The organism is Pseudomonas sp. CC11G, from assembly GCF_056174845.1.
The window spans coordinates 55,696-81,194 of record NZ_JBWBZC010000012.1; the positions used below are offsets into that span (position 1 = coordinate 55,696).

At 61.0% G+C, this 25,499-nt stretch carries 24 protein-coding genes and 1 pseudogene; 10 read left to right on the forward strand and 15 right to left on the reverse strand.

Annotated elements, in window-relative coordinates; translation table 11 throughout:
- Positions 1 to 5: 5 nt before the first annotated feature.
- The 5 genes and pseudogenes from relA to AC0V2S_RS15785 all read left to right on the forward strand — a co-directional run bounded on the left by relA (position 6) and on the right by AC0V2S_RS15785 (position 7,502).
- Positions 6 to 2,249, forward strand: a complete 2,244-nt coding sequence (relA, locus tag AC0V2S_RS15765; RefSeq protein ID WP_475510552.1) for a GTP diphosphokinase — start codon at positions 6 to 8, stop codon at positions 2,247 to 2,249.
- Between the two features lie 133 nt (positions 2,250 to 2,382).
- Positions 2,383 to 3,230 (forward strand): annotated as a pseudogene (mazG, locus tag AC0V2S_RS15770) (nucleoside triphosphate pyrophosphohydrolase).
- A gap of 82 nt (positions 3,231 to 3,312) precedes the next feature.
- Positions 3,313 to 3,852 (forward strand): DUF2058 domain-containing protein, encoded by a 540-nt coding sequence (locus AC0V2S_RS15775; RefSeq protein WP_457441678.1) that lies wholly within the window; start codon positions 3,313 to 3,315, stop codon positions 3,850 to 3,852.
- A 318-nt stretch (positions 3,853 to 4,170) separates the two neighbouring features.
- On the forward strand, positions 4,171 to 6,948 hold the full coding sequence (locus AC0V2S_RS15780) for a hypothetical protein (RefSeq protein WP_475510553.1): 2,778 nt from the start codon (positions 4,171 to 4,173) through the stop codon (positions 6,946 to 6,948).
- A gap of 131 nt (positions 6,949 to 7,079) precedes the next feature.
- Positions 7,080 to 7,502, forward strand: coding sequence for a DUF1810 domain-containing protein (locus AC0V2S_RS15785; protein ID WP_475510554.1), 423 nt, complete (start codon positions 7,080 to 7,082; stop codon positions 7,500 to 7,502).
- A 112-nt stretch (positions 7,503 to 7,614) separates the two neighbouring features.
- Here the strand turns inward: AC0V2S_RS15785 and AC0V2S_RS15790 are convergent, their stop codons facing one another.
- The 3 genes from AC0V2S_RS15790 to AC0V2S_RS15800 form a co-directional block, all read right to left on the reverse strand.
- Positions 7,615 to 7,932, reverse strand: a complete 318-nt coding sequence (locus AC0V2S_RS15790; protein WP_475510555.1) for a type II toxin-antitoxin system VapC family toxin — start codon at positions 7,930 to 7,932, stop codon at positions 7,615 to 7,617.
- Between the two features lies 1 nt (position 7,933).
- Positions 7,934 to 8,134 (reverse strand): type II toxin-antitoxin system VapB family antitoxin, encoded by a 201-nt coding sequence (locus AC0V2S_RS15795; RefSeq protein ID WP_475510556.1) that lies wholly within the window; start codon positions 8,132 to 8,134, stop codon positions 7,934 to 7,936.
- A 77-nt stretch (positions 8,135 to 8,211) separates the two neighbouring features.
- A complete protein-coding gene (locus tag AC0V2S_RS15800; RefSeq protein ID WP_475510557.1) occupies positions 8,212 to 8,649 on the reverse strand; it encodes a MerR family transcriptional regulator in 438 nt (145 codons plus the stop codon).
- A gap of 92 nt (positions 8,650 to 8,741) precedes the next feature.
- On the opposite strand from AC0V2S_RS15800, the gene AC0V2S_RS15805 reads away from it, so the two are divergent.
- On the forward strand, positions 8,742 to 9,968 hold the full coding sequence (locus tag AC0V2S_RS15805) for an NADH:flavin oxidoreductase/NADH oxidase family protein (RefSeq protein WP_475510558.1): 1,227 nt from the start codon (positions 8,742 to 8,744) through the stop codon (positions 9,966 to 9,968).
- Here the strand turns inward: AC0V2S_RS15805 and AC0V2S_RS15810 are convergent.
- The 4 genes from AC0V2S_RS15810 to AC0V2S_RS15825 all read right to left on the reverse strand — a co-directional run bounded on the left by AC0V2S_RS15810 (position 9,965) and on the right by AC0V2S_RS15825 (position 13,676).
- Positions 9,965 to 10,318, reverse strand: a complete 354-nt coding sequence (locus AC0V2S_RS15810) for a VOC family protein (RefSeq protein ID WP_475510559.1) — start codon at positions 10,316 to 10,318, stop codon at positions 9,965 to 9,967. The two genes, AC0V2S_RS15805 and AC0V2S_RS15810, sit on opposite strands and share 4 nt — an antisense overlap.
- A gap of 14 nt (positions 10,319 to 10,332) precedes the next feature.
- On the reverse strand, positions 10,333 to 10,851 hold the full coding sequence (locus tag AC0V2S_RS15815; protein WP_475510560.1) for a DUF2867 domain-containing protein: 519 nt from the start codon (positions 10,849 to 10,851) through the stop codon (positions 10,333 to 10,335).
- A gap of 24 nt (positions 10,852 to 10,875) precedes the next feature.
- Entirely contained in the window at positions 10,876 to 12,267 is a 1,392-nt protein-coding gene (locus tag AC0V2S_RS15820) for a TIGR01777 family oxidoreductase (protein WP_475510561.1), read from the reverse strand.
- A 74-nt stretch (positions 12,268 to 12,341) separates the two neighbouring features.
- Positions 12,342 to 13,676: an aminotransferase-like domain-containing protein gene (locus AC0V2S_RS15825; RefSeq protein WP_475510562.1), complete on the reverse strand. Its 1,335-nt coding sequence runs from the start codon at positions 13,674 to 13,676 to the stop codon at positions 12,342 to 12,344.
- Between the two features lie 91 nt (positions 13,677 to 13,767).
- Between AC0V2S_RS15825 and AC0V2S_RS15830 the strand changes: the two genes are divergently transcribed.
- Both AC0V2S_RS15830 and AC0V2S_RS15835 read left to right on the forward strand, forming a co-directional pair.
- The gene (locus AC0V2S_RS15830) at positions 13,768 to 14,364 is read left to right on the forward strand and encodes a DJ-1/PfpI family protein (RefSeq protein ID WP_475510563.1); all 597 of its coding nucleotides are present in this window, start codon (positions 13,768 to 13,770) and stop codon (positions 14,362 to 14,364) included.
- Between the two features lie 127 nt (positions 14,365 to 14,491).
- Positions 14,492 to 14,785, forward strand: a complete 294-nt coding sequence (locus tag AC0V2S_RS15835) for a helix-turn-helix domain-containing protein (RefSeq protein ID WP_475510564.1) — start codon at positions 14,492 to 14,494, stop codon at positions 14,783 to 14,785.
- Here AC0V2S_RS15835 and AC0V2S_RS15840 read toward each other — a convergent pair.
- Together AC0V2S_RS15840 and AC0V2S_RS15845 are read right to left on the reverse strand one after the other, a co-directional pair.
- Positions 14,782 to 15,051: a DUF1652 domain-containing protein gene (locus AC0V2S_RS15840; RefSeq protein WP_475510565.1), complete on the reverse strand. Its 270-nt coding sequence runs from the start codon at positions 15,049 to 15,051 to the stop codon at positions 14,782 to 14,784. The two genes, AC0V2S_RS15835 and AC0V2S_RS15840, sit on opposite strands and share 4 nt — an antisense overlap.
- 108 nt (positions 15,052 to 15,159) lie before the next feature.
- Complete coding sequence (locus tag AC0V2S_RS15845) at positions 15,160 to 16,086, reverse strand: cupin domain-containing protein (RefSeq protein WP_475510566.1); 927 nt, start codon at positions 16,084 to 16,086, stop codon at positions 15,160 to 15,162.
- Between the two features lie 127 nt (positions 16,087 to 16,213).
- On the opposite strand from AC0V2S_RS15845, the gene AC0V2S_RS15850 reads away from it, so the two are divergent.
- Together AC0V2S_RS15850 and AC0V2S_RS15855 are read left to right on the forward strand one after the other, a co-directional pair.
- Complete coding sequence (locus AC0V2S_RS15850; protein ID WP_475510567.1) at positions 16,214 to 16,555, forward strand: carboxymuconolactone decarboxylase family protein; 342 nt, start codon at positions 16,214 to 16,216, stop codon at positions 16,553 to 16,555.
- Positions 16,556 to 16,733: 178 nt separating this feature from the next.
- Positions 16,734 to 18,080, forward strand: a complete 1,347-nt coding sequence (locus AC0V2S_RS15855; protein WP_475510568.1) for a putative bifunctional diguanylate cyclase/phosphodiesterase — start codon at positions 16,734 to 16,736, stop codon at positions 18,078 to 18,080.
- A 79-nt stretch (positions 18,081 to 18,159) separates the two neighbouring features.
- On the opposite strand, the gene AC0V2S_RS15860 is transcribed toward AC0V2S_RS15855, so the two are convergent.
- The 6 genes from AC0V2S_RS15860 to AC0V2S_RS15885 all read right to left on the reverse strand — a co-directional run bounded on the left by AC0V2S_RS15860 (position 18,160) and on the right by AC0V2S_RS15885 (position 25,457).
- A complete protein-coding gene (locus AC0V2S_RS15860; RefSeq protein ID WP_475510569.1) occupies positions 18,160 to 19,416 on the reverse strand; it encodes an OprD family porin in 1,257 nt (418 codons plus the stop codon).
- 350 nt (positions 19,417 to 19,766) lie between these two features.
- Positions 19,767 to 20,360, reverse strand: a complete 594-nt coding sequence (locus AC0V2S_RS15865; RefSeq protein WP_475510570.1) for a phosphonate degradation HD-domain oxygenase — start codon at positions 20,358 to 20,360, stop codon at positions 19,767 to 19,769.
- The gene (locus AC0V2S_RS15870) at positions 20,345 to 21,496 is read right to left on the reverse strand and encodes a TIGR03364 family FAD-dependent oxidoreductase (RefSeq protein WP_475510571.1); all 1,152 of its coding nucleotides are present in this window, start codon (positions 21,494 to 21,496) and stop codon (positions 20,345 to 20,347) included. Before AC0V2S_RS15870 ends, AC0V2S_RS15865 begins: the two co-directional genes overlap by 16 nt.
- Positions 21,497 to 21,568: 72 nt before the next feature.
- Positions 21,569 to 22,588, reverse strand: coding sequence for a putative 2-aminoethylphosphonate ABC transporter substrate-binding protein (locus AC0V2S_RS15875; protein ID WP_475510572.1), 1,020 nt, complete (start codon positions 22,586 to 22,588; stop codon positions 21,569 to 21,571).
- Between the two features lie 59 nt (positions 22,589 to 22,647).
- Positions 22,648 to 24,408 carry a putative 2-aminoethylphosphonate ABC transporter permease subunit gene (locus AC0V2S_RS15880; protein WP_475510573.1) on the reverse strand — a complete coding sequence of 587 codons (1,761 nt, stop codon included), beginning with the start codon at positions 24,406 to 24,408 and terminating at the stop codon, positions 22,648 to 22,650.
- On the reverse strand, positions 24,408 to 25,457 hold the full coding sequence (locus AC0V2S_RS15885) for a putative 2-aminoethylphosphonate ABC transporter ATP-binding protein (RefSeq protein ID WP_475510574.1): 1,050 nt from the start codon (positions 25,455 to 25,457) through the stop codon (positions 24,408 to 24,410). The genes AC0V2S_RS15880 and AC0V2S_RS15885 overlap by 1 nt, the downstream gene beginning before the upstream one ends.
- Positions 25,458 to 25,499 lie beyond the last annotated feature (42 nt).

The window sequence follows — 25,499 nt, forward strand, 5'->3', positions numbered from 1 at the left end:
AAACGATGGTACAGGTTAGAGCGCAGCAACCGATCAACACGGATGGCAGCATCAACCTAGAGGCCTGGCTCGATCATGTATTGAGCGTCGACCCGGCGCTGGATCGTGAGGCCCTCAAAGCCGCGTGCGAATTCGCCCGCGAAGCTGAGCAGCAAGCCAATGCTGCGCAGAACCTGTGGACCGAAGGCACCTCCAGCTTTCGCACGGGTCTGGAAATCGCCGAAATTCTCGCCGACCTCAAACTCGACCAGGACTCGCTGGTAGCCGCCGTGCTCTATCGCGGCGTGCGCGAGGGCAAAATTCCCCTGGCTAACGTGGCGCAGCGCTGCGGCGCGGTGGTGGCCAAGCTGATTGAAGGCGTGCTGCGCATGGCCGCCATCAGCGCCAGCCTCAACCCGCGCGAGTCGCTGGTGCTGGGCACCCAGGTGCAGGTCGATAACCTGCGCAAAATGCTCGTGGCCATGGTCGACGACGTGCGCGTGCCGCTCATTAAGCTGGCCGAACGAACCTGCGCCATCCGCGCCATCAAGAATGGCGACGACGAAAAACGTCAGCGCGTAGCCCGCGAAGTGTTCGATATCTACGCGCCGCTCGCCCACCGCCTGGGTATCGGCCATATCAAATGGGAGCTGGAAGACCTGTCTTTCCGCTACCTCGAGCCCGAGCAGTACAAACAGATCGCCACGTTGCTGCACGAGCGGCGGCTGGACCGCGAGCGCTTTATCACCGACGTCATGGCCCAGCTCAAAGACGAGTTGGCGGCCACCGGCGTGCAGGCCGATATCAGCGGCCGGGCCAAACACATCTATTCCATCTGGCGAAAAATGCAGCGCAAGGGCCTGGCCTTCAGCCAGATCTACGACGTGCGCGCGTTGCGGGTGCTGGTGCCGGAAATGCGCGATTGCTACACCGCGCTCGGCATCGTCCACACCCTGTGGCGGCACATTCCCAAGGAGTTTGACGACTACATCGCCAACCCCAAGGAAAACGGCTACCGCTCGCTGCACACCGCGGTAATCGGCCCGGAAGGCAAGGTGCTGGAAGTGCAGATTCGCACCCACGCCATGCATGAAGAAGCCGAGCTGGGGGTTTGCGCGCACTGGCGCTACAAGGGCACGGACGTCAAATCCGGCTCCAACCACTACGAAGAGAAAATCTCCTGGCTGCGCCAAGTGCTGGAATGGCACGAGGAGCTGGGCGATATCGGTGGGCTGGCCGAACAGCTGCGGGTGGATATCGAGCCCGATCGGGTTTACGTGTTTACCCCCGACGGCCACGCCATCGACTTGCCTAAGGGCTCTACGCCGCTGGACTTCGCCTACCGCGTGCACACCGAAATCGGTCACAACTGCCGCGGCGCGAAGATCAACGGCCGTATCGTGCCGCTCAACTACAGCCTGCAAACCGGCGAGCAGGTGGAAATCATCACCAGCAAGCACGGTGTGCCGAGCCGTGACTGGCTGAACAGCAACCTGGGCTACGTCACCACCTCGCGGGCGCGGGCCAAGATTGTTCACTGGTTCAAACTGCAAGACCGCGACCAGAACGTGGCCGCTGGCCGAACCATGCTGGAGCGCGAGTTGGCGCGCCTGGCGCTGCCCAGTGTCGACTTCGACAAGGTGGCGGAAAAAGCCAATATGCGCACCGCCGAAGACCTGTTTGCCGCCCTCGGGGCTGGCGACTTGCGCCTGGCGCAAGTGGTTAACGCGGCGCAGCAACTGGTCGAGCCGGAACGTGGCAACGAACAGCTGGAGCTGATTCCGCGCCGGCACACCGGCTTCAAACCGGGCAAACGCGGCGATATCCAGATTCAGGGCGTGGGCAACCTGCTTACCCAGATGGCCGGCTGCTGCCAGCCGCTGCCGGGCGATGCCATCGTTGGCTATATCACCCTCGGCCGTGGTGTGAGCATTCACCGTCAGGACTGCGCCTCGGTGCTACAACTGGGCGGCCGTGAACCCGAGCGCATCATTCAGGTGAGCTGGGGCCCGGTGCCGGTGCAGACCTATCCGGTCGACATCATCATTCGCGCCTATGACCGTTCCGGTTTGCTGCGCGACGTGTCGCAGGTGCTGCTCAACGAGAAGATCAACGTACTGGCGGTCAACACCCGTTCCAACAAGGAAGACAACACCGCCGCCATGTCGCTGACTATCGAGATTCCGGGGTTGGATGCATTGGGGCGTTTGCTCGGCCGTATATCCCAACTCCCCAACATCATCGAAGTGCGCCGCCACAGAACGTCTTGATACCGCGGGTCTGCAAAGATCAAAAACTCGAGGCTGAAGCCTCTCCCACAGGGAACCTCAATCCACTGTGGGAGAGGCTTTAGCCTCGATTCCTGGAAACACAGTGTCTCCATGGTTTGAGGGCTGCCTGTCCATGTACCAACTCCCCGACTTACTGCACCTCATGGCCCGCCTGCGCGACCCGCAATACGGCTGCCCGTGGGACTTGCAGCAGAACTACGCCACCATCGTTCCCCATACCATCGAAGAAGCCTACGAAGTGGCCGACGCCATCGAGCGTGCCGACTTCGAGCACCTGCCCGGCGAGCTCGGCGACCTGCTGTTTCAGGTGGTGTATTACAGCCAGCTGGCTCAGGAAGAAGGGCGTTTCGAATTCGCTACGGTGGTCGACGCCATCACTCGCAAACTGGTGCGCCGCCATCCTCATGTATTCCCCGACGGCGACCTGTACGGCGCGCCAGATATGGCCCGCTTGAGCGAAGCGGCGGTAAAGCAGCGCTGGGAAGAAATCAAAGCCGAGGAGCGCGCCGAGAAGCCCGCAGCCCCGGAGCAACTGTCGCTGCTGGACGATGTGCCGAATACGCTGCCGGCTCTTTCGCGCGCCGCCAAACTGCAAAAACGTGCGGCCCAGGTCGGCTTTGACTGGCCCGAAGCGCTGCCGGTGGTGGACAAGGTGCGCGAAGAACTCGATGAAGTGCTGGAAGCCATGAGCGCCAACGACGAGGAGGCGATGGCCGAGGAAATCGGCGACCTTTTTTTGTGGTGGTCAACCTGGCCCGGCACCTGAAGGCCGACCCGGAAACCGCGCTGCGTGCCGCCAACGCCAAGTTCGAACGGCGTTTCCGTTTTATCGAGCAAGTGCTGCGCGAGCAGGGCCGGGATATTCAGGCGTGCAGCCTGGAAGAGCTGGATACCATCTGGGGCCAGGCCAAACACGCCGAGCGCCAGGTGGCGGCATCGGGCACCGGCAGCTGTGGATAAGTCAGGCCGGTAGGTTTTATGCTGCGGCTTGTGGAAGAATACCGACGTTTTTTACCAGTGCCCTTGAGAGAGTCGTCTACGAATGAGCATGTCATTGCGTGACCAGTTGCTGAAAGCCGGCCTGGTCAACGAGAAGCAGGCCAAACAGGTCAGCAAGGAAAAGCAGAAACAAAAGCGCCTGGAGCACAAAGGCCAGGTTGAGGTGGACGACACCCAGCAGCGCATCGCCCAGGAAGCCAAGGCGGAAAAAATCGCCCGCGACCAGGAGCTGAATCGTCAGCAGCAGGAAAAGGCGCAGAAAAAAGCCGAAGCCGCGCAGGTGAAACAGCTGATCGAGCAAAGCCGTCTGCCCAAGCTGACCACCGAGGACTACTACAACTTCGTTGACGACAAGAAGGTCAAGCGCATCTCCGTCAACGCCCTGATGCGCAACAAGCTCAGCAGCGGCTCGCTGGCTATCGTGCAACACGGCGGCGGCTACGAAATCATCCCCCGGGAAGCGGCGCTGAAAATCCAGGAACGCGACCCTCGGCGCATCGTACAACTCAACGTGCAGACCGAAGAAGACGACGCCAACGATCCGTACGCGGCGTACAAGATTCCTGATGATCTGATGTGGTAAGCCCCTCGCCCATCCTTATCTGAAGCGCCCGCCCGCCTTCGCGGCGGGCAGTGGCGCTTCGCCTTGCCGACGACTACCTTCATTGCACCGCTGTGCTACGTGCGCCATCGCCCCTGCGCAGCGACATAGGACGGCGTGTGGTTGGCAAGAAAGCGGTCCGCAGTACCTGCCTGAGTAATCCCGTTCAATAAAAAGAAATGCCGTTCCCGTGCAAGCGGGCGCGCGCCTTTGGCTGTTCTGGTTTCTGCCAATTGAGCAACGGGGAGTTTTCAGGTGTGGGTGCTTGAAGACTCGAGGAGGGACTTCGAGGGCGCTTACATGACAACGTCGGACGACAACCAATCAGCTGGCCAAACCCTGCAATACAGTGCCGAAAAAGCTCGCATAAACCTGCGCCGCAAGTGCCTGGCGCTGGATAACAAGGCGCCGCCGGAGCGGCATTGGGCGCTGGCGTTATCGGGCGGAGGTATTCGCAGCGCTACCTTTGCCCAGGGCGTTTTGCAGGCCATGGCCAGAGCGCCGGCACCTGAGGCGTGCGGTCGGTATGGCGAAACAGCGGTGAGCCGCAAGCTGCTGCCGCATTTCGATTACTTATCCACAGTCAGCGGCGGCGGTTACATCGGTTCTTTTTTCGGCAGCCTGTTTATCCCGGGGCGATTGAGCCTCACCGAGAAAAAGGAAGGTGAGGATGGCATCTGCCGCCAATCGGTAAAAGATGCCGGTGAGTTGGCCTACAAAGTGTTCGAGTTCGAGCCGCCGGGGCGCATCCATTCGAACAAAGACTATGAGTTCACCACCAACCCCGGCGAAGGCCCCATGGCCTGGCTGCGGGAAAACGGCCGCTACCTGTTGCCCAACGGCTCGGGCGATCTGTTCTACGCCATTGCGTTATCGATCCGAAATTTCCTCGCCGTGCATTTCGTGATCGGCATGCCGCTGCTGTTTCTATTGACCCTGTGCATCTTGGCCTCGGTGCTGCTCGGCGATAGCTCGCTCTGCACACCGGGCGGCGAGTTGAGTGATAAAAAGATCGCGCCTTGGGTGTGTACCTCATTATGGGGGTTGCCGCTTGTCTGGTTCGCCGTGGCGGTAATGCCGCTGATATTGGCCTTCTGGATGGTGTACGCCCAGGAAAGCCAGGAGGAGCGCGCCAGGGCATTGAACCTCAGCCTGGCCCTGCATGTAATCGCCGCCGCCGGGCTCGCCACCGCCGGGTTTTATCTGCCGCCGGGAAGCAAAGCTACGGCCATTTTGTGTTGGGCAGTCGCGGCGATCATCGGTTGGGCGGTTGTGCTGCAACTGCTGATGACGGGACCGTTGAAGCTATTGAGCAGCCGGGATGATTGCCCTGGCGGCATCCTCTCGGTACGCAGCTTTCGGGTGGTCGCCACCCGGCGTCTTTCCGAGGCGTTTCTCTTTGCCGGCCTGCTGTTTTTTCTGGCGCTGGTGGTCGAAACCTCGCACTTCGCTTACGCCAAAGTGGTGGGCGGCTGGAACCTTGCCTACACACCGTCAGCGGTGCTGGTGGGGCTGATCGTACTGATTAAAAAGATCTCGACGTTGTTCGATGAAAAGACCCTGCCCAGCTGGTTTCAGAAAGTGCCGGTAAATGTGATTGCAGGTGTGGTGGGTGTGGTGATGTTGTTCTCACTGGCGGTGCTGTGGGGCATGGCGGTGGAGTGGGTGCGATGGAACGGCGGGGTGGTGAGCGACCCGCTCTGCACCGACGCCTGGTTACGGCTATCGGGCCTGCTAGTGGCCTCGTTCCTGCTGACATTTATGTCGGGCCAATTCATTGGTTTTCTCAATCTGTCATCGCTGCATGCCTTCTACTCCAGCCGCCTGGCGCGGGCGTATCTGGGGGCGTCCAACCGCCGCCGTTTCAAAACATTCAAACCGTTCAAAAATCGGCATACGGACAAAGCCGATGACCACGCCAATCTCGACCGGCAGTTCAAAAGTGTGGCCGATGCCCTGGTTGGCGACGACGTGTTGCTCGAGACCTACTACGGCACGCAAACCTGCGCGCCGGTGCACTTGATCAATGTGACCATGAACCTCACCGTCGACCCCGGCGAGCAGTTGGTGCAGCGCGAACGCAAGGGTAAGCCGCTGTGCCTGGCACCGAATTTTTATCCGGCGCAGCACGATATGGATGTGGTCAGTTACATCCTCGATGGTGAGCCGCGCACGCGCTCCACCCGGCATAAATGGTTTAGCGAAATCACCCAGCCGCTTTCTCTCTCGCACTGGGTGGCCACCTCGGGTGCGGCGGTCACTACCGGCCTGGGCCGGGCCACCACGTTGGGCACGTCGTTGGCGTTGGGGCTGGCGAACGTGCGCCTCGGCTGTTGGTGGCCGTGCAACTTCATTGACAGTGGGGAGGGCAAGCACGACCAGCGCGAGTGGAAAGACACGGGCCTGGCGCGGGTGTTGCCGACGCAAACCTACTTGTTCTACGAATTGACCGCGACCTTCCACGGCTACCGCCGCGACTTCCAATATCTGTCCGATGGCGGCCATTTCGAAAACACCGCCGCCTATGAGCTGCTGCGCAAGGGCCGCCAGGTCGAGTTGATCGTGTTATGCGACTCCGGCTGCGATCAGGCCTATGGGTTTGACGACGTTGCCAACCTGATACGCCTGGCGCGCATTGATCACGCGTTGGAGATCGAAGAGGACCTGGACATCCAGAAGCACCCCGTACTGGGCAAGGTGTTTTTCTCCATGAAAGAGTTCGCCGAGCCGGCGAGGCTGGGGCCTCAGGGCTGCGCTGTGATGCTTGATGTGTACGATAAAGACCGGCATATGGGGTTGCGCTGCAAGATTCTGGTCCTCAAACCCTGGAACATCGCCGACCTGCCCGCCGACGTGCAGAACTACGCAAAAACGCACCCGGCATTTCCCAACGAAACCACCGCCGACCAGTCGTTCGACGAGGCCCAGTTCGAGAGCTATCGGCAGTTGGGTTTGAATATGGGGCAGCTGTTGTTTGGTGAACCACGCGCCGATCAGCCGGATGTGGCTGCAGCCTTGTGGACGTATTTGCAGGGCCCCGGACCTGGCAGTCTGAAAGGCAACGCCATGCGCTATTGAACGGTAACGGGAAAGCGATGGGGCGCGCCGCTTGAAGGCGCCCTATGATGCGCAATGGCCATCAAACAGTTCGAACACTCTGGAACGTGCCCGGTCGAACCCCCTAGACCAACACTTCCGGAGGCCCGCCGATGGCCGATATCCACAACCTGCAACGCTTTGTCGATGCACAAGCCACCACCTACGACCAGGCATTTGCCGAACTGCAGGCGGGCAAAAAACAAAGCCACTGGATGTGGTTTATCTTTCCCCAGCTCCACGGTCTGGGCCATAGCGCCACCGCTCAACGCTACGGAATTTCCGGGCTGGACGAAGCCAACGCCTATGTCACCCATCCCGTTCTCGGCCCGCGTTTACACGCCTGCACCCAAGCCTTGCTGGCCTGGAGCCAACGCAGCGCGCGGGAGATTCTGGGTACGCCAGACGATATGAAACTGTGCTCGAGCATGACGCTGTTCGCCACGCTGGCCCATGAACCGAATATTTTTGCTCAGGTGCTGGAGCATTTTTTTGAGGGGCATGCGGATCCGCTTACGTTGGCGCGGGTGGGGTAGGTGCAGAGTGCCGGAGCAGGCATCTATTAACAAAAATCCAGATATCGAGATCAGTGAAGCAGTGAGCCGTGCCCGACACCAAACCGGACAGCTAGCTCGGCTAAGCGTTTATCTAACGTCCATAGCTGCGTGCCGGGGTAATAAGGGTTGAGGCAAGAAGGGTCAGGTCCACCAAACCACAGCCGAGGCCATAGAGCTTTTCATTTTCGATGAAAGCCATCACTTCGTTGAGGCTTGCCTGATTGGACGTCTGTAGCAGTGATAGGTAGAGCAGGGTATTTGCGCGTGGAGCCGGCGGAGTTCCACAAGCAATTTCCGCGATCACCATCGGATGAGTCATGGCCAGGTCCAGACTGATTAGTTTGGCCAGCCCATCATTTCCATTTCGGAAATGGTCTACCCACACCGATGTGTCGACCAGCACCCCCATATCAGGTTGCCTTCTCACTGCGGCGAGGAATGCCTTGCATATCAGGTGCCGAGCCACCCAATGCAGCCAGGCGCTTGCCGGCTTGTACACGAACGAAGGTTTTGAACGCTTCGCGGAAAATGTCCGCCTTATCCGTTCCCGGATCAGCCATCTCCAACGCTCTTTCGTAAAGCGAGTCGTCAATGGTTACGGTAGTGCGCATATGAACGAGCCCTCATCAAAGTTGATGCAATTATGCGTCAATAGTGAATCTAAAGATCCTGCGTTTTTTGGCAACCCTCATTGGCCTAGTAAAACCTCTTCTTCCCCACATCGCCCCTCCCGCATCTGCGCCAACACCCGCTCGGCATTGCTATCACAGCCCATGCCCTCGGGTTTGTTTTCGATATTGGCGATGATCTCCAGCAGCCGTGCCTTGTTCTGCGCCAGGCGTTCCTGCATGGCTTCAATCTCCCCCACCTTGCGTTGCAGGCTGCTCAGAATTTCGTCGTGCTTCCAGCCCGCTTCGTTGTTGTCGGGCAGGAAGCGACGGATTTCTTCCAGGCTAAAGCCCGCGCGCTGGGCGTTGAGGATGATTTCCAGGGTATGCACGGCGTGCGCCGGATAGTGCCGGTAGCCATTGGCGTGGCGCTGGGCAGCGATCAGGCCGCTGGCTTCGTAGAAGCGAATGCGCGACGGCGCGAGGTTAGTGCGTTGAGCCAGTTCGCCGATTTTCATGCGTGGTTTCCAGAAAGGGTATTGACCTTAAAGCTGACTTTAACCTTAGGCTCGTCCCATCTGCCAATACCCTTTTTCTTCTGGAGCTTGAGATGACTGTCTTTTCGCCTCTGCAATTGCCCAACGGCACCTCGGTTGCCAACCGAATCGCCAAAGCCGCTATGGAAGAAAACATGGCCGATGCCGGGCAGGGCCCTTCTGCCGAACTGCTGCGTTTGTACCAGGCCTGGGCCGACGGCGGCGTCGGGTTGATTCTGACCGGCAACGTGATGGTCGACCGCCGCGCCATGACCGGCCCCGGCGGCGTGGTGCTGGAAGATGCGCGGCAGCTGGACAAGTTTCGCCAGTGGGCGCGCATCAGCCGCAGCCAGGGTGCGCAGGTGTGGATGCAGCTCAACCACCCCGGCCGGCAAATGCAGGCCAGCCTGGGGCAGCAGACCGTCGCGCCGTCGCCGGTGTCATTGCAGCTGGGCGGCCTGTCGAAAATGTTTGCCGAGCCCAAGCCAATGAACGAGGCGGATATCGCCGAGCTGATCCAGCGTTTCGCCACTGCCGCGCAACTGGCCGAGCAAGCGGGTTTTACCGGCGTGCAGATTCACGCAGCGCACGGTTATTTGCTGAGCCAGTTTCTGTCGCCGCTGAGCAACCAGCGCAATGATCGCTGGGGCGGCAGCCTGGAAAACCGTGCGCGGTTGCTGGTGGAGGTGGTGAAAGCCGTGCGTGCCGTCGTAGCGCCGGAATTCTGTGTGGCGGTAAAACTCAACTCGGCCGACTTCCAGCGCGGCGGTTTTGATGCCAGCGATGCGCTCAGGGTCGTCGAGTTGCTTAACGAATTGCCGGTGGATTTGGTCGAGCTGTCCGGCGGCAGCTACGAGGCGCCGGCCATGCAAGGCGATGCGCGTGACGGCCGAACCCTGGCGCGTGAAGCGTACTTCCTCGAATTCGCAGGCGAGATCGCCAAGTCGGCCCGCATGCCAGTGATGGTCACCGGCGGCATCCGCCGTTTGCCGGTGGTGGAGCAGGTGCTGGCCAGCGGCGTGGCCATGGCCGGTATCGCCACGGCATTGGCCATCGAGCCGGCCTTGCCCAAGCGCTGGCAGGCAGGCCAGACCAGCAGCCCGGAGCTGGCGCCCATCACCTGGAAGAACAAAGTGTTCGCCTCGCTGGCCTATATGGCGGTGGTCAAATTTCAACTGCGCCAATTGAGCCGCGGTGACCGAACCAAGCCGGGCGTGTCGCCGCTGTGGGCGCTGGTGCTGGAACAGGTGAAAACGCTGCGGCGTACGAAGCAGTACAAGCGGTGGATGGCAGTGAATTAAGAGCCCGACCACACCGCCAACTCATACCCATCCAGATCCAGAAACTGAAAGCGGCGCCCACCGGGAAAGGCAAACACCGCCTTGCTGAGGGTGCCGCCGGCTTTCTCCACGCGTTGTTGCGTGGCGGCCAGATCATCGCCATACAGAATCACCAACGGCCCACCCGGGCGTACCGCCGCGCTGGTGGTAAAGCCGCCGGTCAAGCGGCCGTCGGTGAATTCGCAATAGGTGGGGCCGTAGTCGGTGAAGGTCCAGCCAAACACGGCGCCATAGAAGGCTTTGCTGCGTTCGATATCGGCGACGTTGAATTCGATATTGTCGATCTGCCGATCATTGCCTCGGGTACCCATGGTGCTCTCCTCGTTTAACGCGCGACGTTCTTCAACGTTAGCGGCGCGATCAATCGATGAAAAGGCGCAACGGGCACCATGTACAGCGTGCCCAGCCAGTTGTGGGTATGCACCACGGTCGACATCACCAGCGTGCGCGTGCCGTCGGCGTTGATGGGCAGGCGGTTGAGGGCCAGGTAGACGTCCAGGTGTTTGTCCTGGTCGGCCATGATCACTTCGTCAGCGTCGTTGCTGATCAAGGTGAAAATACCGACGCGTTCGCCGGGCTGGTAGGTGTTTTCGTCACGGTTGAGATCAATGCGGGTCAGGCGCCCCAGGTCTTTCAGGCCCAAGCGTCGGACGATGCTGTTGCGCAGCTGCATCATGTTGTCGATCCACTTGGGCGTGGCCGACATGGCGCGCAAGGCATGGCCCATGGCACTGCGTTCGGTGTTGGTGACGTCGATGCGCTGACAGTCGATAAACGAGGCGCCGGCAGCGCGTTGGGTCAGGCTGCAAACGGCGGGCAAGCCGCAGCTGTGGACGGTGGTCATAGGTCTTCCTTGCGCATCAATGATTCAGGCCAGATCGCGTATGGCGTCTTCTACCCGAGAAAAACGGAACACGTAGCCCGCCTCGAGCAACCGCGTTGGCGCAACGTTCTGGCCATCGACAAACAGCTCAGCCATTTCCCCGGCCAGTAGTCGAAATGGCGCGGCCGGCAGGTGTAGCCACACCGGTCTGTTGAGCACCTTGCCAGCCGTGGCTGCGAACTCGGCCTGGCTGATGGCATCGGGCGCGACCAGGTTGTAAACGCCCTGCATGCTTTTATCCGCGATGGCGCGGGCGATCAGCTGCAGTACGTCTTCGCGGTGAATCCAGCTGATGATTTGAGCACCGCTGCCCACCCGTCCGCCCATGCCGAAGCGATGGGGAAACAACAGGGGCCGCAATGCGCCGCCTGGGCCGAACACCACACCCAACCGCATGACCACCTGGCGTACGCCGGCAGCTTTGACTGGCTGATTCGCTGCTTCCCAGCGAGCGCAGAGTTCGGCCATAAAGCCGCGGCCTACGGAACTGTCTTCACTTAACAATTCTTCCGGACTGCGCACGCCGTAGTAACCGATGGCCGAGGCTTGTACCCACACCTGCGGTTTATGGCGGGCCGTATTGAGCCAGGCAACCAGGGCTTGGCTTACGCCCTCGCGACTGGCCAGCAATTGCGCCTGGCGGGCCGGTGTCCAGCGCGGCCCGGCCACCGGCGCGCCGGCCAGATTGATAACGGCGTCGAAGGTGTCGAATTCGTTGAGTGCGGCAAGGGTGGCGATGCAGCGCGCGCGGCCGTTGAACATCGTCGCCGCACGTAGCGGGTCGCGGGCAAATACGCACACGTTGTGGCCAGCATCCAGCAACTGGTTAACCAGGGTTTCACCGATAAACCCGGTGCCGCCGGTTACTAATACGCGCTGATAGGGAACGGCTGCAAACGGGTTTGGCGCGCTCGATGCGTTGGTCGGGCGGGGGCGCCGATCATGGCGATAGAGCCAAGCCAGCGGCACGAGCAAGGCGATCACGGCGGCGCTGTCCACCACTACGTGCGACCAGATACCCGCCTGCAATGAAATCCAGATGTCCTGAGGCGCCCACAGCACAATCCCGACCATGAGCGAGGCCCAGGCGGCGCTGCTTCTATGCCGATTGCCCAGGTACACCAGCGCGGCCATAAACACCGCATAGCTCTGCACGGTGGCGCCGAACAACGCGACCCACCACAGTTGCAGTTCGCGCGCGGCACTGGGCACATCCTGCCCCCAGAAAGCCTGCTCGATGCTGTGGTGGTAGCCCTCGAAAATGCCCGCGTGGCCCCACCAACTGAACAGTGCGCCACCGAGGAAATGGAGGGCGGCGACGGCATAGAGCCAGCGCACCAGCCACACACGTAGCGTATTGCTATCGACCTGTTGCATGGCGCTGGACTCCTGTCGAACGTGGTTGCCTGGCCGGATGATAGCAGCGGCGTCGCGTTATCCGCCGTAAAGGGCTAATAGGTGTAGCGCTGAATCACACTCCTGACCGTCTCCAGCGCGTGCGGCAACACGTTCAGCGCCAATGAGCCCAAAGCCAAACGCAGGGCATGCGGCACCTGCGCGGCCGTGCAAAACGGCTCGGCGGTCGACACGGCTACGCCTTCGCGCAACAAGGCCATGGCCACCTGATCGGCACGCACTTCCTCGCCCAGCGGCAACCAGACGAAATAGGACGCGGGGTGCGCCACCAGCGGCAAGCCCGCCAGCACGTCGCGGGCGATGGCCTGGCGCTCACGGGCATCGGCGCGTTTCTCCACTTCCAACCGCGCCACCGTGCCGTCCTCCAGCCAACGACAGGCGATGGCGGTCATTACGCTCGGCGTATTCCAGGTGGTGGCGCGAATACAGCGCTCCAGCGCCGGCACCATGGAGGTGGGTGCCGCAACAAACCCCACGCGCAAACCGGTGGCCACGCTTTTGGAAAAGCCCGAGATATACACCGTGCGCTCCGGCGCCAGCGCGGCGAGAGGCGGCGGTGGGTTGTCGACGAGAAAGGCGTAGGCCGCGTCTTCGATAATCAGCAGACCGTGTTGGCGAGCGATGGCAACCAGTTGCTCGCGGGTGTGCAGGTCCAGCACCCAGCCGAGCGGGTTGTGCAGGGTGGGCATGCAATACAGCGCGCGTACCCGGCGTGTTTTGCACAGCTGGTGCAGGGCATCAAGGTCGGGACCGTGTTCGTTGACAGGGATCGGTGCCAGCTCCAAGTGGTAGGTGTCGGCCAAGATCTTGAAGCCGGAGTAGGTCAGTGCATCTACTGCAATTACATCGCCGGGACGCAGCAACGCCATGGCGGTGATGGCCAGGCCATGTTGAGCGCCGCTCACCAGCAGCACGTTTTCGGCCTGGGTCGATACGCTTCTGTCGCGCAAGTGGGCGGCCACTGCCTGCTGCTCATGTTGGCGGCCGGCGTGCGGTTGATAACGCAACAGCGCTTCCATATCACCGGCCATGGCCAGCTCGCGCAGCGCTTTGCGCAACAGGTTGGCTTGGCCGGGCAGGGCTGCGTAGTTGAAGTTGAGGTCGAGTATGTCCGGGCTAATGGCCGGTTGATCAATGCCCAGCCCCGGCGGCAGCGCCGTTTCGCGCACAAAGGTGCCGCGCCCGGTTTCGCCGCTCACCAGGCCCATGTTTTCCAGTTCGGCGTAAATCCGCGTGGCCGTGGCCAGGGCGATGCCGTGCTCAAGGGCCAGCTGGCGATGGGTAGGCAGGCGAGTGCCGGGTGTGAGGTGGCCGCAGCGGATATCGGCGGCCAGGCGGTCAACCACGTGCTTGTAGCGGGCGCGAGGCATGGGAAATGTATCCATGACAATATTTTGATTGTGCTGAATATGGGTGAATAACATGGGCCGCCGCAACCCATCACCCATCAGGAAGCCCGCCATGCATATCGCCATCCTCACCTTCGACGGCTTTAACGAGCTCGACTCGCTGATCCCCTTCGGCATTTTGCAGCGGGTGAAAACGCCAGGCTGGCGGGTGTCGATTGCCAGCCCTACGCCGCACGTGGTGTCGATGAACGGGGTGAGGCTCCACGCCCATATTTCAGTTGAGGAAGCGTGTGCGGCCGACGCAGTGTTGGTCGGCAGCGGCATGGCTACCCGCGAGGTAGTGGCCAACCCGGCGTTGATGGCGCAACTGCATCTCGACCCGACACGGCAACTGATCGGCGCGCAATGCTCCGGCACGTTGATTCTGGCCAAGCTCGGCCTGCTGGAAGGCGGCGTGGCCTGCACCGACCTCACGACCAAACCCTGGGTAGTCGAAGCCGGCGTCGAGGTACTGAACCAACCATTTTTTGCCAACGGCAATGTCGCCACGGCCGGCGGTTGCCTGGCGTCGCAGTACCTGGCGGCGTGGGTGATTGCGCGATTCGAAGGGTTGGAAGCGGCGAAGAGCGCGATGCACTACGTGGCGCCCGTGGGGGAGAAGGAAGTGTATGTGGAGCGGGCTGTGGAGAATATTTCGGCCTACGTTTGAGAAAAATACACGTAGAGAGCGGAATGTTCAGCGTCCAAAACTGCACCTAATTCAGTACAGTTTTTTGCCTGGTCAATCACAGGGCATTGGCCAAAAAACGCCATTCCATTCTTCGAGGTGATTCCTGATGAACAAACACGTAGGCAGTGACTTCGATGCGTTCCTGGCCGAAGAACAACTGCTCGAAGAAGTCACGGCTGCGGCTCTGAAACGTGTAGTGGCTTGGCAAATCAGCCAACTGATGAAGGCCCAGCGCGTGAGCAAGTCCGCGCTGGCGCAGCGGATGCAAACCAGCAGAACAGTGGTAGGGCGGGTGCTCGACAGTGACGATGCGGGGCTTACGCTTGCGACGTTGGCCAATGCAGCGCGGGCATTGGGGCAACGAGTGGAAATACGCTTCGTACCGGAGGGTGGCGCTTAACCCGCGCTAATGTCATCCGCCCGCTGCGCGCGAAATTCCAGCACTTCGAGTTCGATCTCGATGGCGTGGGCAATGATGGTTACATCGTCTTCAGACAACGTGGTACCGCACGGAATGCAGGTGATCACCACCAGGTTTTCCCCGCTCTGCGGGTCGTACACCCGGGCTGTCATTGAGGTCGGCGAGCTCAACACACCTTCGAAGCCCAATGGCGCGAAGTGGTTTTGCAGCCTTGCGCAGGCGGCCGGGAAGATCATTCTGGCCATTTATGACTCTCTGGGAAAAATCCAACGGTGCCAAGGATAATTCAATCACAGGAAATGTGACAGGTTGCTCATTTTGGCGGCCACTTGATTGATGTGTGTCTGCACCACTTAGCGCGCTATCTGCTCAAGCCTATTCAGACGCTGCCGGTAGTGGGCGGGCGCTTCGCCGGTGTGTTGTTTGAACACCCGGCTAAATGAACTGAGCGTGGGGTAGCCAACCGCCAGGGCAATGTCGCCAATCGAAGCGGCACTGCGTTGTAACAGTAGCTGACTGCGCTCCACCCGTAGCTGTATCAGCCAGGTGGCCGGCGCAACGCCGGTGGCGGTGGAGAACGCGCGGACGAAACTGGAGCGCGACATGCTGGCCTTGGCCGCCAACGCTTCCACGCTCCAGTCGTGGCCCAGATCATCCAGCAACGCCATTGCCGCCTTGGCCAGACGTTTATCCCGCAGCAGCGCAAACACGCCCGGCAGTTCCTGCTGGTGCTCGCAGAAGTGGCGCAGCATCAGGGTGAACAGAATCACCGACAGCCCATCGACCACCGACTGATTGGCCAACTGTTCGCCTTCGGCCTCCAACCGCATCAGGGTAATGATCGCCTCCAGTCGGTCGCGGCTGGCCGGGGTGCTGGCGTTGATCACCAACACCTCCGGCAGCGCGGCCAGCAAGGTGGCCTGCGGGGTGTATTGGATACGCCCGCAGAGCATGTTCAGCGCGCCGCTGCCCTGGTCTTGGCGCAGTTGGGTGATGCGCCCGGCCTCGCGAATTGTGCGCGGCATACCTGCTGGTGCGGTGCCGGCTGCCAGCACATGCACGGCACTACGCGGCAGCAGCACGATATCGCCGGCACTGAGCCATTGCGCAGCATGACCCGGCAGTTCGAGGCGACAGGCGCCGTCCAGTATCAGGTGATAGCTCGCCTGCCCGGCGGCCAGCGGCGGGTGGTCCAGCGCCCAGCTGCCCTGCAGGTGGCAATTGAGGTCGAGCACCCCGCGCAGATTGGCCAGGGAAATCAGGTGATCGAAGGCATGCATTCGGGACGATTCGACAAGTGAATGAGCGGTGCGGAAAAGCGCGGCCGGCGTGCCAGGGCCAGACTGTTTACGTCGGCCACCTTCCGGCCGTTGGCAACCCAAGTCCCCCAAAGTAGGAGAATCGATCATGCTCTTCAACTGGTCCGAATACGTACCCGCAGTAAAGAAAGCCTTTGGCAAACTCGGCAAGGCGCACCCCAAAATGCTTCAGGCCTACGGTGCCCTTGAGGAAGCGGCGGCCGAAGGTGACGCCCTGGATGCGAAAACCCGCGAGCTGATTTCCATCGCCGTGGCCATCACCACCCGTTGCGACGGCTGCATCGGCGTGCATGTGCAGGCCGCACGCAAGGCAGGCGCGACCGAGGCGGAACTGGCGCAGACCCTGGCCACCGCCATTTCCCTTAACGCCGGCGCGGCCTATGTGTACTCGTTGCGGGCACTCGAAGCGTTCGAGCAACTGGAGGCTTGAGCGAGCGCCGGCGCATTGCGCAATGAAGGGGGCTGGCTATATTGCTTAACAAGCGTCGCTGCACGGTCGCCTTGTCTGTAGCCCCTCCCAGTTGCCGCGCATGTGCCGGCTCCTGTTGCGCAAGTGGCGTTTATCGGAGCCTTGCCCCCATGTTTTTCCCCAACACAGGTCGCCGCTGATGGCTCGCAAACGCCTGCAGCAGTTCTGGAATTCGGCAGACCTGGCCTTGATTCATCACCGCCGTGAACGGCGTATGCGGGTGCTCGCCAGCTTTGTGATGTGGGTGCTGGGCGGCATCTGGGCGGTGTTTTTTTCCTTGCAAGGGCACTGGTTAATCGTGGCGATCGACCTGGTGCTGATGGGCACCGGGGTAGCGGTGTTCACCCTCAGTTGGCTGCACTTTGACCGTACGGCCCGGCTGCTGCTGTTTGGCGTGCTGTTGCTGGTGATTGTCGGCATTTCGTTTGTGCTGGACGTGCCCAACGGCGCTGTTCCGCGCTCCACGCACCTGTATCTGTTGCCGCTCGGCGTGGCGGCGATGATGGCGTTTCGTGACGAACCCACCTGGCTGCGCTACAGCGTCATCGCTGTGTGCCTGGCCAGTTTTGTGCTGCTGGCCGGCACGTACTGGACGCCCATGCCCGGCTACAGCCTGCCCGACGAAACCCGTGGCCCCGGCACCTGGGTGAATACCACTGCGGCCATGCTGTGCCTCTTCGCCATGCTGCATGTGCTGCAAACCGATGCGGTGCAGCGCTCGGCTTGGGAAGGCGAACTGCTGGAGGCGTTATCGGCCCAGCAGTTTCAGCTGCACTACCAGCCGCAACTGGACAGCCACGGCAAAGTGATCGGCGCCGAAGCCTTGCTGCGTTGGTACCACCCGCAGCGCGGCATGATTCCGCCCGGCAAGTTTATTCCCCACGCCGAAGAAACGGGCCTGATCATCCCGATCGGCAAATGGGTGCTGGAAACCGCCTGCGCCCAACTGCGTTGTTGGAAAGACGACCCTGCGCTTGAGCACCTGTGCCTGGCGGTGAATATCAGCCAGAAACAGTTCAATCAGGGCAACTTCGAGGCCGAAGTGCTGGCACTGATCAAACGCTATGAAATCGTGCCTGGCCGGCTGCAACTGGAGATCACCGAGACGATGGTGGTGAAGGACATGGAAGAGCTGTCGCGCAAGATGACCAATCTGGTCAGCCTGGGCATCACCTTTGCCCTGGACGACTTCGGCACCGGTTATTCCTCCCTGAGCCACCTCAAGCGCCTGCCGTTGAACAAGCTGAAAATCGACCAATCGTTTGTCTTCGATGTGCTCACCGACCACAACAGCGAAGCCATCGTGCGTACCGTGATCGGCCTGGGCAGCAACATGGGCCTGACGGTGATTGCCGAGGGCGTGGAAACCGCCGCCCAGCATCAGTTCTTGCTGGACAACGGCTGTGAGCAATTCCAGGGTTACTTCTTCAGTCGGCCGCTGCCGCTGGTTTCGTTTGCCGAGTACACCTTGGGCTGCAATACCTGAGCAACTGAACAATCAGGCAAAAAAAGGGGAGCTCGATGCAACATCGGCTCCCCGTTTCTTATCCCGTGGAATCAGACAATCAGAAGATTTCCAGCGGGTACTCAACGAACGCACGAATCTCGTTCAGGTTCGGGCCCACGTCACGGTCGGCGCGGTAGATCGAGTTACGCAGTTTCAGCGACAGGTCTTTGAGCGAGCCGTCCTGCACCACGTATTTCACCTGGTTGAAGAACTCGCGCTCGGTGCCGTCCTGCTCGCCGCCTGCATCGATATTGCTGCCGCGCACATAGGCGGTTTTGTAGCTCAGACCGGCAATGCCGTACTCGGAAAAATCCAGCTCGTAGCTCACCTGCCAGGACTGCTCGTCCTTGAGGTTGAAGTCCGAGTAGTAGGAGTTGGCCACGTAGATGGTGCTGCCGCCATCGCCGTAGTCGTAGGCGTAACCGGCATCACCGCTGCTGCGTTGGTGAGCGACGATAAACGCGTGTGCGCCCACGCTGTACTTGGCCGCCAGGCTCCACAGGGTGTTGGTGTCGTTGTTGCCGTCACCACCAAAATCCAACGCGGCCGTGGAGTTGTCGTCGTAGTCGGTGCGGTAGATGTTGAAGTCGAAATTCAACGCCTGGTTATCGCTCAGCACCTGGGTGAAGTTCACGTTGCCGTAGTACTTCTTGAAGGTGTCTTCCACGTCGGAGTGGTAGGCCGCCACGCTCAGGGCGTCGTTGACAGCGTAGGTGCCGCCGATGACGTCGATGCTTTTCAGGCGGTTAGGGTCGCGCGAGGAATCGCCCATCGGGCTGTCGGCGGTGAAGCGGCCGGCGTTGAGTTCCAGGCCTTCAATTTCCTTGCTGGTCACCAGGGTGCCGGTGAAGGCTTGCGGCAGCAGACGCGAGTCGTCATAGGCCAGTACCGGCAGCGACGGGAACTGGTTGCCGTAGCGCAGCACGGTGTTGGAGATGCGCAGTTTCACCACGCCACCGGCTTCGGAGGTGTCGTCGACCGGGTGGCCATCGCTGTCGGTATCAAAAAACGCGCTGTAGTTACGGCCGCGGCCGCTGTCCAGCTTGATGCCCAGCAAGCCATAGGCGTCAACGCCAAAACCCACGGTGCCCTGCGTGAAGCCGGACTGGAACGTGCCAATGAAACCCTGACCCCAGACCTTGGCGTCGTTGGTGTGGTTTTTGTAGTCGCGGTTGAAGTAAGCGTTGCGCAGCAGAACGTTCAGGCTGCTGTCTTCGACAAAACCCTTGGCGTCGGATTGTTCACTGGCGAAGGCCGGCGAAACGCTCAGCGAAGCCAGCGCGCAGGCCAGCGCGATGCGTGTGCGATTGAACATAGGTGCTCCCCATATCAGGTACTTGGCGTAAAGGTGTGGCAGGAGACTGCACGGCCATGGGAAGCCAGCGTAGTGAGCCGGCTGACTTCATGCGGGAAGTTATTAGCTATAGGAATTCCCAGCCTATGCAGTGGCTGGGATAAATACGCCTTCAGGATCCATCGGTAAAACTGCTTATTTCAATTTTTACTATCGATAGGATTGATGGCCTATTTCAGGCGAGGAGGATTACCATCGGCCCCGATGAAATCTCCAAGGTACTGAATTACGAGACTTATTCGGTACTTTGCTCTCTTCATCAACCTTTGGTTTTATTTGCCGCCTCAACTGGGGCGGCTTTTTTATGGGCGTTAAATAATCGAGCTATTCGATTGTTTATCAAGGGTGCGCAGCGCCATCGCTTCCCACCGGCGCAACTCTGGCAATGGCTTGCCGACGACTTTCGCCGCTTCATCCCAACGCCGCAGGCGCAGGGCGTCTTTGAATAAAGGACTGTGTTCAAACGCATCGGCTTGTTCGGCATTCATCGGCCCACCTTGCCAGATCAGGGTCTGCCGACTGGCCGGGCTCAGCCCTTCGAAATAGCCGGGTTCACGCGCACACAGGTAGCGCTTGGCGTCGACATGGCTGGCCACCAGGTCGCATAGCCGTCGGGGAAAACCCAGGCTGGCCAGCCAGTGCGCGCCGACCTGTTCGTGGCCCTGGCGGCCGTGTTCGTCCATGCGGTTATGGGCCTGTAGCGGCGCGCAGAAATGGCCGACGTCATGGAGAAACGCCGCCAACACCAACTCCTCATCGGCGCCTTCCTGCTCGGCCAGTTCGCCGGCTTGGGCCATATGTTCGAGCTGGCTGATGGCCTCGCCAATGTAGTCGGCGTGAGCCTGTTGGCGGCACAGCGCAAAAAGTTGGCTTACGGATTGTTCAGCACTCAGGCGTTCGGCCATGGACCTTCTCCCAGCAAGACAGCAATTGTGCGTTCACCCAAACCTAGCCCCACGCTCATGCCCAACCCGGTGTGCATCAACACGGCGGTAACGCCATCGGCGGCACGCAGCACACTGAACGGGCCAGGCCCACGCGAGCCGTATACGCCTTGCCAGCGCTCGACCACCTCGACCTTCATGCCCAACGTATGTTCGGCCAGCTCCAGCATGATGTCGTCGGTGCTCTCGGCATTGAACGGCGAGGCGTCGCTGCCGTAGTCGTGGGAGTCTCCGATGATCAACTCGCCATAGGGCGTGGGGCTGATCAGCAGGTGAATGCCCAGGCGCTCCAGTTGCGGCTGGTCGCGACGGATCTGTTTGCGAATGGCGTCGGCTTGCGGCAGGTCGGAGAACGCGCCGTAGTGGATGCAGCTCAGGCCGGTCAGCACGGAATGCTGCAAGGCCAGCGGTTCAGTTGGCCGGGCACGGAGCATTTGCAGGCGGCACACCTGCGGTTGCAGACGCGCCATCTGGTCGGCCAGCAGGGTTTGGTAATCGTGGCCGGAGCACACCAGGATATGCCGCGCGGTAAAACGCCCGGCGCTGGTGAGCGCGCTGCCCGGCTCCACGTCGCGTACCAGAGTAGAAAAGTGAAACTCCACGCCGTAGGCGCGCGCCAGATAGGCAACGATCTGCGGCAGGGCTTCACGCGAATACAGCTGCTGATCATCCAGACCATGCAAGGCCGCGCGGTGGTGGCTGAAACGGCCGCCATACAAAGTGTTCAACGCTTCGCCGCGCAGCAGCTCGGTGCGGTAACCCAGCTCTTCGCCGCGACCGTTGACGAAGGCTTCCACCAGCGCTTCTTCGGCCTCGGTACGAGCAAACAGCAACGAACCCTGCTGATACAGATTCAACCCGGCTGCTTGCGCCAGTTCAGCCCACAACCCACGTGCCTGGCGCGCCAGATTAAGCATCGCCCCCGGCGCCTGACCGCCCACCAGGGCCTGGCCGAAGTTGCGGATGGAAGCGCCCAGCGGCGTATGTGTGCGTTCGAATACCTTGACCTTGAGGCCGCGCTTGGCGCCGGCCCAGGCATGGGCCAGACCGAGAATGCCGGCGCCGACGATTAACAGATCGCAGTCTTGCTCAGCCATAAAAAACTCCAGAACCGGGTGCAGAGAAAAAAGCCCGCCCCTCATCACGAGGGGTGGGTGGTAACGCGGTACTTATTGAGGCAAAGGCTCGGATTTACCGTCATAGCGCTTGCGCCACTCGGCCAGAATCTGGTCGCGGTTTTCCGAGGCCCAGTTGAAGTCGTTTTTGATCAGGCGCTGCTCGTAGTCAGCCGGCAATTCCTGGAAGCGCTCGGCAATGCCGGGCTGGGCCAGTACGGCGAAGTTGGCTTTGTACAAGTCCATGGCTTCGCGGCTTGCCGAGAAGTCAGCGAGCTTTTTGGCCGCGGCCAGATGCGAGGTGCCTTTGATGATGCCGGTGGCTTCAATTTCCCAACCCAGGCCTTCTTTAGGCAACACGATATCCAGCGGTGCGCCTTTGCGTTTCAGCTGTACGGCTGGGTATTCAAAGGAGATACCAATCGGAAATTCGCCAGCGGCGGCGAGCTTGCACGGCTTGGAACCGGAGTGGGTGTACTGGCCGATGTTGGCGTGCAGTTTGTCCATGTAGGCCCAACCTTGTGCTTGCCCGAAGGTTTGCAGCCAGGCGCTGACGTCAAGGTAGCCGGTGCCGGAGGAGGCCGGGTTAGGCATCACGATCTTGTCTTTGTAAACCGGGTTGGTCAGGTCTTCCCACTTGGTCGGTTTGGGCAGGCCCAGCTTTTCGGCTTCCACGGTGTTGAAGCAGATGGTGGCGGCCCACACGTCCATGCCCACCCACGACGGCGGGTTGGCGGCGTCGCGGTAGTTGCTGCCGATCTTGTCGAGGTTGCCCGGTGCGTAGGCTTCAAGCATGCCTTGTTGTTTCAGAATGGCCAGGCTGGAACCGGCCAGGCCCCAGACCACGTCTGCCTGTGGGCGCTCTTTTTCGGCCAGCAGTTTGGCGGTGACGATACCGGTGGAGTCGCGTACCCATTTGATTTCGATGTCCGGGTTCTGCTTCTCGAAGGCTTCTTTGTAGGCCTTGAGTTGTTCCACTTCGAGGGCGGTGTACACAGTCAGCTCGGTGGCGGCTTGGGCCTGGAATGCGCAGGCAGCGAGAAGGCCGGCGGCCAGGGCGGTGCGTTTGAACATGGAGACAGCTCCTAGTGGTTTTACGTTGGCGTTGGTTATTCGGTTTCAGGCATTGCGGCTCAATGCCCCGGTGCCGGCTGACGCCAGGCTTGGGAGCGGCGCAACAGCCCACGGGAAAGACCGGCCAGCAGCAGCGATACGCCGGCCGAGGTGAGCAGAATCAGGGTGGACATGGCTGCCGCGCCGCCTACGTTGCCGGCGTCGTCCATGTTCAGCACGGCCACGGCGGCGAGCACGCTGTCGGGGCTGTAGAGGAAGATTGCGGCCGACACCGTGGTCATGGCCGATACGAACAGGTAGCGAATGATGTCCAGCAGGGCGGGCAGGCAAATCGGCACCGTCACCCGCAAAAAGTGGCGCACCAGCGGCACCTTGAGCGACAGCGCGGCCGCTTCGAATTCGCCATCGAGTTGGCGCAGGGCGGCCGCGGCAGTCATCTGCGCGGTGGTGAAAAAGTGCGCGATGGTGCACAGCACCAACAGGGTCAAGGTGCCGTACAGGCCGTTCAATGGGTTGTGGGTCTGGTTGAAAAAGAACACGTAACCCAAGCCAAACACCAAGCCCGGCACGGCCATGGGCACAAAGCTGAGCAAGCGCAGCGCCTGGGTGAGGACGGTTTGCCGGGTTTTCTCAATCAGGTAGGCGCCGGTAAAAATCACCACGCTGCCGAACAGCGCGCTGCATACCGCCAGCACCAGGCTGTTGCGATACGCCAGCCAGCCACCAGGCAATTCGGAGAAGGCGTAGTGGTCCAGCGACAGCGACAGGTTGTAGGGCCAGAACTTCACCAAGGAGGAATAGATGGCCATCCCGAATACGCCGAGCAGTGCCAGGCAGATGAGCACGGTGATGGCGAGAAAGGTGAAGTCGCGGTTGCGCGAAGGCTTGGGGTGATAGACCTGCGCTCGGCCGCCCATGGCATCGCGCTGACGGCGGCGTAGCCACAGGTCCACGGAAAAACTCAGCAGGGCCGGCAGTAACAGCACCAGACCAATCAACGCGCCGCGGCCGAATTGCTGCTGCCCGACCACCGCTTTGTAGGCTTCCAAGGCCAGCACCTGATAGTCGCCACCGACCACCACCGGCACACCGAAGTCGGTGATGCACAGCGTGAACACCAGACACAGCGCCGCGAACACGCCCTGGCGGCTGCCCGACCAGGTGATGCTGCGAAACGCCCGCCACGGCGAGGCGCCCATGCTGGACGCGGCATCGAACAGTCGCGCATCGGCCAGGGCCAGCGCCGAGAGCAACACCATCAGCGCATGGGGAAAGGTGTAGATGGCCTGGCCAATCACGATGCCCCAGAAGCCATAAATATTGTCGGCGAGCAGCCCGCGCAACACGCCCTGGTTGCCAAACAGATAGATCAGAGCAATGCCCGGCAACATCGACGGCGCCAACAGTGGCAGCAGGGAAATACCGCGCCATACCGGCTTGGCTTTTATGCAGGTGCGTTGCAGCGCATAGGCGAAGGCGTAGGCCAACGGCACCACGATAACGGCCACGGTCAGCGACACTTTCAGGCTATTGCCCAGCAACCAGCGGAAGTTAGCGCCGCCATACAGCGTGGCGGCGGCAGTAAGACCGCCGCCCTGGCTGGCGTCACCGGCGAAGCCACGCCAGAGCATGGCCAGTAACGGGAACACCACTGTGAGCAACAGCAGGAGCATCAACAGCCATTGGCCGCCTTGAATAAACAAACGATCAGGTACAAGAGCATCGAGGCTGAAGCCTCTCCCACTCCGTGCCTCGTTCCCCTGTGGGAGAGGCTTCAGCCTCGATTGGCCCTCAGCCGAAATGCACGTTTTAACCGCCATCACGCAAATACCTGCAGACTGTGCGGCGGCAACGCCACCCAGATATCGGCGCCGTTCAAGCGCGGCATGGCTTGCGGCTCCAGCTCGGCCAGCAACGAATGGCCGGGCAGGGCATCAAGTTCGAAGCGCAGGCGGCAACGGTTGCCGAGGAACGTCATTTCGCGCATTTGCGCGGAGAACAGGTTGTCTTCATGCACCGGCGGGTTGATCACCACCGACTCCGGCCGGCAGAACAGGCGACCACGGGCATGCCCCGCCACATGGCTAGGCAGGCGCAAGCTGATGTCGCCCACCTGCGCATGGCCATCCAGGCTGCGCTCGAATGGCAGCCAGTTTCCCTGGCCCACAAACTCGGCCACAAAGGTCGTGGCCGGGCTGCGGTAAATGTCTTGCGGACTGGCGTATTGCTCGACGCGGCCCTGGTTGATCACCGCGATGCGGTCGGCCATCAACATGGCCTCATCCTGGTTGTGGGTGACCATCAAGGTGGTGATGCCCAGGCGTTGTTGCAGCTCGCGCAACTCACCGCACAAGTGTTCGCGCACACGCGCATCGAGAGCCGACATCGGTTCATCGAGCAGCAACAGGGACGGTGCCGGCGCCAGGGCGCGGGCCAGCGCCACGCGCTGCTGCTGGCCGCCGGAAAGCTGGCCGGGGTATTTCTTTTCACTGCCCAGCAGGCCCACCAGTTCGAGCATCTCGGCCACGCGCGCCCTGATGGTGGCGCGGCTGTTGCCGTTGAGGCCGTAGCCGATGTTCTGCTCCACCGTCAGGTTGGGGAACAGCGCGTAGGACTGAAACAGAATGCCGTAGTCGCGTGCCTGCGGCGGCAGCTCGGACACATCCCGCGAGCCGATCACGATGCTGCCGCTGTCCTGACGTTCCAGCCCGGCGATGCAGCGCAGTAACGTGGTTTTGCCGCAGCCCGACGGACCCAGTAGGCAGACCAGTTCACCGGCGGCGATATCCAGCGACACCCCATCCAATGCCTTGAAGGCACCGAAGCCTTTGTGGATGTTGCGAACCTGCATATTCACTGAATGGGACATGGCCATCACAAAAACCTCGAAGCGCGACTGGGCTAGACCAGA